The sequence below is a fragment of the Microcystis sp. M53598_WE2 genome (genome assembly GCF_030067735.1).
Lineage (GTDB): Bacteria > Cyanobacteriota > Cyanobacteriia > Cyanobacteriales > Microcystaceae > Microcystis > Microcystis aeruginosa.
Genome location: NZ_JASJFE010000837.1, coordinates 1 through 8,045 on the forward strand (window position 1 = coordinate 1; position 8,045 = coordinate 8,045).

The 8,045-nt window shown below is 48.4% G+C and carries 5 protein-coding genes; 3 read left to right on the forward strand and 2 right to left on the reverse strand.

Features of this window, described 5'->3' with window-relative positions:
- Nucleotides 1-162: 162 nt before the first annotated feature.
- On the reverse strand, nucleotides 163-1,725 hold the full coding sequence (locus PX636_RS16990) for a B12-binding domain-containing radical SAM protein (RefSeq protein WP_004163193.1): 1,563 nt from the start codon (nucleotides 1,723-1,725) through the stop codon (nucleotides 163-165).
- A gap of 258 nt (nucleotides 1,726-1,983) precedes the next feature.
- Here PX636_RS16990 and PX636_RS16995 point away from each other — a divergent pair, with 258 nt between their 5' ends.
- From PX636_RS16995 to PX636_RS17005, 3 genes are all read left to right on the forward strand, one after another.
- The gene (locus PX636_RS16995; RefSeq protein WP_487353236.1) at nucleotides 1,984-2,145 is read left to right on the forward strand and encodes a CAB/ELIP/HLIP family chlorophyll-binding protein; all 162 of its coding nucleotides are present in this window, start codon (nucleotides 1,984-1,986) and stop codon (nucleotides 2,143-2,145) included.
- Nucleotides 2,146-2,448: 303 nt separating this feature from the next.
- Nucleotides 2,449-3,744, forward strand: a complete 1,296-nt coding sequence (locus tag PX636_RS17000; protein ID WP_004163191.1) for a Glu/Leu/Phe/Val family dehydrogenase — start codon at nucleotides 2,449-2,451, stop codon at nucleotides 3,742-3,744.
- Nucleotides 3,745-3,882: 138 nt separating this feature from the next.
- The gene (locus PX636_RS17005) at nucleotides 3,883-6,615 is read left to right on the forward strand and encodes a cation-transporting P-type ATPase (protein ID WP_288117975.1); all 2,733 of its coding nucleotides are present in this window, start codon (nucleotides 3,883-3,885) and stop codon (nucleotides 6,613-6,615) included.
- A gap of 43 nt (nucleotides 6,616-6,658) precedes the next feature.
- Here the strand turns inward: PX636_RS17005 and pyrC are convergent, their stop codons facing one another.
- On the reverse strand, nucleotides 6,659-7,693 hold the full coding sequence (gene pyrC, locus PX636_RS17010; protein WP_288117974.1) for a dihydroorotase: 1,035 nt from the start codon (nucleotides 7,691-7,693) through the stop codon (nucleotides 6,659-6,661).
- Nucleotides 7,694-8,045 lie beyond the last annotated feature (352 nt).

Consider the following 8,045-nt stretch of genomic DNA (forward strand, 5'->3'; position numbering starts at 1 on the left):
GATAGATATACATTTCAGTTATCGAACTACTTAATCAGTACATAAGCTAAAAGCAAGCTGTGACTGGGTTATAATTTTTGAAGATGTCTATTGATTTATCGATCGTCCACCATCAGGACAGAAAATATTAAGGATGGGTTTATTTACCCATCCTCGGAATAATTAGGCCGCTATGGCGGTTTTTTCCGATGTTAATGCCTCTTGGCGTTGAAATTCGGCTAATTGTGCCATAATTTCATCCCGAACAATCTGACGGTATTCCAGGAAATGCTCGTTGTGGGCGCAGACAGTGATATAGTGTTCGGCGTTGGCGGGATTATGGCGCAAAATACCGAATAAATTCTGCCAGAATTTCCAGCGAGTGGACCGTTTAAAGCCCTGTCGCCAGATAATTACCGCTAGGGCATAGAGATCGGCCCGGCGAGGCAGTTTAAAGGCTGGTTTCGCTTTAGGTGCCCCTAATTTCAGGAAACAGCGATAGGTGCGATCAAGAAATACCTCCGGATCGTACAATTTCCAGAAGGCTTCAATATATTCCGTGGCAATATCTTCGATCGGCCGGGTGGGAACGAAATTCATCAGGGTACTTTGGTTAATGTCCTGTTTCCCCGTTAATCTTAGTCGTCCTTCTTTTTCCAAGCGAGTCCATAGGGCGGTATTGGGTAAAGCTTGTAACATTCCAAATAGAGCCGTGGGAATGGCCGCTTCTTCGACAAAATTAATAATGCGATCGGCCGCTCCTTTTTTCTCGCCATCAAAACCGATGATAAATCCCGCCATGGGGCGCAATCCGGCTTTAATAATCTTTTCTACCGTCTCGGTTAAGGAACTACGGGTATTTTGGAATTTTTTGGTTAATTGTAAACTTTCTTCGTCGGGGGTTTCAATACCTAAAAAGACCGCATCAAAGTAACAATCGACCATCATTTCCATTAATTCGGGATCGGCGGCTAAATCCACCGATGCTTCCGTGTTAAACCGGAAAGGATACTGGTGTTCTTCTTGCCAAACTTTTAATTCTTTGAGGAGTAATTTAACGTTGCGCTTGTTGCCAATAAAATTATCATCCACCATGAACACGCCCCGGCGCCAACCTAACTCGTAGAGATAATCTAATTCTTTTAATAATTGTGCGGGGGTTTTGGTGCGGGGTTTACGACCGTAGAGAACGATAATATCGCAAAATTCGCACTGGAAGGGACATCCGCGCGAGAATTGTACCGACATGGAATCATAAGCTTCAAAATCGAGCAGATCGTAGCGTGGGATCGGGGTAATTGTCACATCGGGTTTTTCTGTGGTGCGGAAAACACCTTTAGTTTCTCCTCTTGCCAATGCTTCCACAAACATCGGGATGGTGATTTCTCCCTCATCGAGAATCAGAAAATCGGCCTCGGCCACTTCGTGGGGGATAGAAGTGGGATAGGGACCACCCACGGCCACCAGTTTACCCCGTTGCTTGGCTTCGTGAATTTGCTCGATTAAATCTTGACGTTGCACAATCATGCCGGAAAGAATCACTATTTCGGCCCAGTCCCATTCTGCTTCTGTCACTGCCCGAATATTGCGATCAACCAGTTTAAATTCCCATTGCTGCGGTAAAATCGCCGCCACCGTCACCATACCAAGGGGAGGAAGTAAGACTTTGCGATCAACTAATTCCAGAATTTTGTTATAAGACCAGAAAGTCGGCGGAAAAACGGGATAAATCAGTAAGGCGCGCATATTCACTCCTCGCTCGATGGCGATCGATTCTTGACCTTTCGCTTGATTGTAATCTTTTTCGGTCAGGGATGGGAAAACCGTTATTTAGCCCTAGAACTAAGATCAGGCTTGATTTTCGGCCGCCATTGCCCACCCTTGACCCTGCCCCCATAAAAGTTTATGGTCAACATTAATAAAATTTATGTAAACAAATGTTGCATAGTCTGGGAAGTTATGTTACATTTAATATCAAGCACTTGAATCAAATGCAATTTTATTATAGGAAGGCAATTCACCATGGATAAGCAAGAAAACAAACTCGGCTTCACCGCTTTCGCTGAAAACTGGAATGGTCGTTTAGCCATGCTCGGTTTCGTTATTGGCGTAGCTACGGAATACTTAACCCACAAAGGTATCCTTGCTCAATTAGGCTTAATGTAATTTCAGCCTCGATTGCTGTGCATCTACAATCGTCTTGAATAAATTATCAAAAAAGGGAGGAGCATCGCTCTTTCCCTTTTTTAGTTGCAGGTTGGGGATGGGGGAGTGGGGTGATAGGGAAGTGGGGTGTGGGGTGTGGGGTGTAGGGTGTAGGGTAGTTGATGTACTGGAAAATCTCTCAAGTAACCTTGTTTGAGAATACTTGTCGGCAATTCCTGTCTATGGTTAATTAAGAAAAATAAACTGTAGCGAAATATACTGTTTTTTCATGTTCTAATGGGGATAGATAGGGGGAAAAAAATCATGTCGAAATCACTCTTTACCGATGCCAGCAGTCGCCTAGAACGCGCCCTTAAGTATGTCTCCATTTCCGATGATGCGATCGAGCGGTTAAAATATCCCAAAGCTAGTCTCAGCGTCTCCATACCCGTCCGGATGGACAACGGCACTCTGAGAATCTTCCAAGGCTACCGCGTCCGCTACGATGACACCCGCGGCCCCGGCAAAGGAGGGGTGCGCTATCATCCCAACGTCAGCATTGATGAGGTGCAGTCCCTAGCCTTTTGGATGACCTTTAAATGCGCCCTGCTGGATTTGCCCTTTGGTGGGGCTAAGGGCGGCATTACCCTCAATCCGAAAGAATTGTCAAAAGCCGAGTTAGAACGCCTTAGCCGGGGCTATATCGAGGGTATAGCCGACTTTATTGGTCCCGATGTCGATATTCTTGCCCCCGATGTCTATACCAACGAGATGATCATGGGTTGGATGATGGACCAGTACAGCATCATTCAGCGTAAAATTAGTCCAGCGGTGGTGACGGGGAAACCTTTAACCATGGGAGGCAGTCGTGGCCGCGATACGGCGACAGGAACGGGAGCTTTTCATGTTATTCATTCTCTTTTGCCGAAATTAGACAAAAAACCCGCTAATACTACCGTAGCCGTTCAGGGATTCGGTAACGCCGGGGCCGTAGTGGCGGATCTCCTCGCCAAAGCCGGTTATCAAGTGGTGGCGGTAAGTGATTCCCAGGGCGGCATTTATCGGGAAAAAGGCCTAGATATTGCCAGCATTCGTGAGTATAAACAGGAACATCGCGGAATTACTGCTATTTACTGTGAGGGTACTGTGTGTAATATCGTCGAACACGAAGCGATTAGTAATGAAGAATTATTAGCCCTAGATGTGGATGTTTTGATTCCGGCTGCCCTAGAAAACCAAATTACCGCCGAAAATGCCGATCGCGTGCGGGCAAAATATATCTTTGAAGTGGCCAACGGTCCGACTACCTCAGAAGCCGATCGCATTTTAGACTCAAAAGGGATTCTCGTTTTCCCCGATATTTTGGTTAACGCCGGTGGGGTAACGGTGAGTTATTTTGAATGGGTGCAAAATCGCAGCGGTCTTTATTGGCGATTAAACGAGATCAATGAGCGCTTAAAAGAAAGAATGGTGACAGAAGCGGAAAAAGTCTGGTCTTTCGCCCAGGAGTTCGATATATCTCTGCGTAACGCCGCCTACGCCCAGGCCATTGCTCGTCTCGGAGAAGCCCTAGATGCCAAGGGAACCCGCGATTATTATCAAAATAAGACGAGAGCTTAAGGTCGTCAGTCGTCGGTCGTCGGTCGTCAGGAAATAAATAGGGTGATAGGGTTTTGGGGTGATAGGGTGATGAGACAGCTTCCCCACCCCCCAATTCATAATTCATAATTCATAATTCCCTAAATATTGGAGAGCATGATGCCAGTTCAATTATCATTGCCCTTGTATCATCAACTTTCTCAACCAGAGGTGATTGAATACTTGACCAGCGATGGGTCAGCGGGCTTATCAGCAGAAGAAGTGGCCAGTCGCTACGAAAAATATGGCCCGAATGAACTGCGATTTAAGCCGGGGAAACCAGCTTGGTTGAGGTTTTTGCAGCAATTTCATCAGCCACTACTCTATATTCTCTTGCTTGCGGGTACTATTAAGGCATTTTTAGGGTCTTGGACGAATGCCTCGGTGATTTGGGGAGTTACCCTGATCAATGCCATTATTGGCTATGTGCAGGAAGCTAAGGCGGAAGGTGCGATCGCTTCCCTAGCCAAGGCCGTAACCACAGAAGCGACCGTGTTGCGAGAGGGACAAACCCTGCGGATTCCATCTCAGGATTTGGTGCCAGGAGATATCGTTTTATTGGCATCGGGGGATAAAGTGCCGGCGGACTTGAGGCTGCTGAAAGTCCGCAATTTGCAGGTGGATGAGTCTGCCTTGGCCGGGGAATCCTTGCCCGGGTCAAAAGCGATCGAACCCTTACCCGGGGATACGCCCCTAGCAGAAAGGACAAACATGGCCTACGCAGGGAGTTTTGTTACCTTTGGACAGGGCAAAGGGATTGTTGTCTCTACGGCCAATGCCACCGAAGTGGGGCAGATTTCCCAGTCGATGGAAAGCCGAGTCAGCCTTAGCACACCCCTGACCCGTAAATTTGCCCAATTTAGCCGCACCCTACTCTACGCAATTTTGACCCTAGCAACCTTGACCTTTGCCATCGGGTTAGGACGGGGGAAATCTTGGATCGATATGTTTGAAGCTGCCGTTGCCCTGGCAGTGAGTGCGATTCCAGAAGGGCTGCCGGCAGTGGTAACGATTACCTTGGCCATTGGGGTCAACCGCATGGCCCGTCGTCATGCGATTATTCGTAAACTGCCCGCAGTGGAAGCATTGGGGAGTGCGACCGTCATTTGTTCTGACAAAACCGGAACCCTGACCGAAAATCAAATGACTGTACAGTCCATTTATACTGAAGGGCAATATTACGCCGTTAGTGGTGGTGGCTATAGTCCCAAGGGCGAAATTAGTCTGATCACCGATGGCAACCCTGGCAGCCCGTTTGCAGAGGAATTACCCCCGGCCCTAGGGGATTGTCTGGTAGCTGGTTTGCTTTGTAATGACTCCGGGCTAAAACAAACGGGAGAAGATTGGTCAGTGGTGGGGGATCCTACGGAAGGGGCGCTGATTGCGGCCGCTGCCAAAGCAGGTCTCAGTCAATTGGGGCTATTGTCTTTAACCCCACGATTGGATGCAATTCCCTTTGAATCTGAGTACCAATACATGGCAACCCTGCATGATGGCATACCTCGCCTGATCTATGTCAAGGGATCGGTTGAGTCGCTAATGCGTCGTTGTTCCCAGATGATCGATCGCTATGGTCAGATGACCGCGCTTAACGCCCAACAGATCGAGCAAGCGGTAGAAACGATGGCAGAGCAGGGTTTACGGGTGCTTGCCTTCGCCAAAAAAGCAGCCGCTTCTCATCAGCATTCTATCGACCATGAGGATATCGAAACAGGCTTGGTGTTTCTAGGATTACAGGGCATGATTGACCCGCCTCGTCCAGAGGCGATCGCTGCTGTTCATGCCTGTCAAACTGCTGGGATTCGCGTCAAGATGATTACTGGTGATCATCTTGTCACGGCGCGGGCGATCGCGGAACGGATGGGCATTAAAACGGCAGCACAAGTCTTAGCATTTGAGGGAAAACAATTAGCGCAAATGGATAATCATCAACTGGCCCAAGCGGTTGAAGATGGATCGGTATTTGCCAGGGTTGCCCCTACCCAAAAACTGCAACTGGTGGAAGTACTCCAGTCTCAAGGAGAAATCGTGGCGATGACGGGCGATGGTGTTAATGATGCGCCGGCTCTCAAGCAGGCCGATATCGGCATTGCCATGGGGAAAGGAGGAACGGAAGTCGCCCGGGAATCTGCTGATATGCTCCTCACTGATGATAACTTTGCCTCGATCAAGGCTGCTGTCGAAGAAGGACGCACCGTTTATCAAAATTTACGCAAAGCGATATCTTTTCTCTTACCTGTCAATGGTGGCGAATCGATGACCATTCTGATCAGTACTTTACTGGCGCGAGATTTACCGATCCTCTCCCTACAAGTACTCTGGTTGAACATGATCAACTCGGTCACGATGACTGTTCCCCTGGCCTTTGAAGCAAAATCCCCCGGCATTATGCAGTCACCACCACGCAATCCCAATGAACCTTTGATCACCAAAAAACTATTGCGCCGAATTTTGGCTGTTTCATTGTTTAACTGGATTCTGATTTTTGGTATGTTTGAGTGGGCTAAATCGACCACAGGAGATATTGCCGTTGCCCGCACAATGGCAATTCAATCCCTTGTGGCAGCACGGGTTATCTATCTGCTCAGTATCAGCCAATTAGGGATGAGCCTAGTTAACTACCTGCGTCGTCAGTCAACCTCGATTACTAATGCACCGATCCTAATTTTGGGGATTGTGGCTGCTGTTGCCCTACAAATTTTGTTTAGCCAATGGGGGGTGATGAACAGTCTGTTTGCAACGGCGACCCTAACCGGTCATCAATGGCTAATCTGTTTGTTGCCGATGCCGCTCATGGTACTTTGGGCAATTTTTGCCAATGTTATCGATCCTCCTCATTGTCATGGAAAATAACTAATCGTGAATTCTTGACCGCAGCTACCAAGACTGGCGGTTTTTATTCCCCTAATTGCCAGGTTATCTCTTCACCCGCTCGTAACGGCACCAGTCCGGATTCGGGAAAGGGCAATTCATCGGGAATGCGCCAAGGGCTTTTGGTTAAGGTGATTTGTTCGGTATTTCGGGGGAGTTGATAAAAATCTGGACCGTGAAAGCTGGCGAACCCTTCCAGTTGCTCAATTGCATCGACACTCTCAAAAGCTTCTGCGTACAACTCTAGGGCGTGCAGAGCCGAATAACAACCCGCGCAGCCACAGGAACTTTCTTTGCTGTAGCGAGAATGGGGCGCGCTATCGGTCCCCAGAAAAAACTTGGGATTCCCCGATGTGGCCGCTTGCAAAAGTGCCAAACGATGATCCTCTCGTTTCAAAATCGGCAGGCAATAAAAATGGGGACGAATGCCACCGGTAAAGAGAATGTTTCGGCTAAACAATAAATGTTGGGGCGTAATTGTGGCGGCGACGTTGTTGTTAGCAGATAGAACAAACTTGACCGCATCGGCAGTGGTAATGTGTTCAAACACGACGCGCAGTTTCGGAAATCTCGTTATCAGTGGGAGCAAGTGCTTCTCAATGAACACTTTCTCTCGATCGAACACATCAATATCACCATCGGTGACTTCTCCGTGCAGTAGTAGCGGCATATCTACCTGCTCCATCGCTGCCAAAACGCCATCGCACCTACGAAGGTCCGTCACCCCCAAGTCGGAATTAGTTGTCGCACCGGCCGGGTAGTATTTCACCGCTTTGACAAACTGGGAGGCTTTCGCCGCCACGATTTCTTCGGGACTGGTATTATCGGTGAGATAGAGGGTCATCAGTGGCTCGAACTGTTGACCCTCTGGAACTGCTGCCAGAATGCGCTCGCGATAGGAGGCAGCATCAGCCACTGAGCGCACTGGGGGCTTTAAATTCGGCATGATAATGGCACGGGCAAACTGACGCACCGTATGGGGTAGAACCGCTTTCATTGCCGCACCATCGCGGAGATGAAGGTGCCAGTCGTCGGGTCGAGTCATTGTGAGTCTTCGCATTGTTTAATCATACTACGGTTAGGGTTCCCACCTCACCCAAGATAACGGAGGCAGGGGGCAGGAGGCAGGAGGCAACCCTACCCCCTTGCCCCCCCGATGTCGGGGGGGTTGGGGGGGGAAATTCAGCTAATCTAAGGATAGGCAGTTTAAATGCGTCTTAAGTAGGGAGGCAAAATTATTTGTAGGATGGGTTAGCGGTAGCGTAACCCATGCAGGCGTTGGGTTTCATGCTTCAACCCAACCTACGTTCATCTTATATTTAATTCCACCCACCCACTTAGCTTAGTTTTAGTTGATTGGAAAGAACCTTTGATTTTAGCGGCGAAATTAATTTGACGGTGACGATAATTCC

Coding starts and splice junctions, on each gene's coding strand:
- PX636_RS17005 (WP_288117975.1), top strand. CDS start 3,883: ATGCCAGTTCAATTATCATTGCCCTTGTATCATCAACTTTCTCAACCA.
- pyrC (WP_288117974.1), bottom strand. CDS start 7,693: ATGCGAAGACTCACAATGACTCGACCCGACGACTGGCACCTTCATCTC.
- PX636_RS17000 (WP_004163191.1), top strand. CDS start 2,449: ATGTCGAAATCACTCTTTACCGATGCCAGCAGTCGCCTAGAACGCGCC.
- PX636_RS16990 (WP_004163193.1), bottom strand. CDS start 1,725: ATGCGCGCCTTACTGATTTATCCCGTTTTTCCGCCGACTTTCTGGTCT.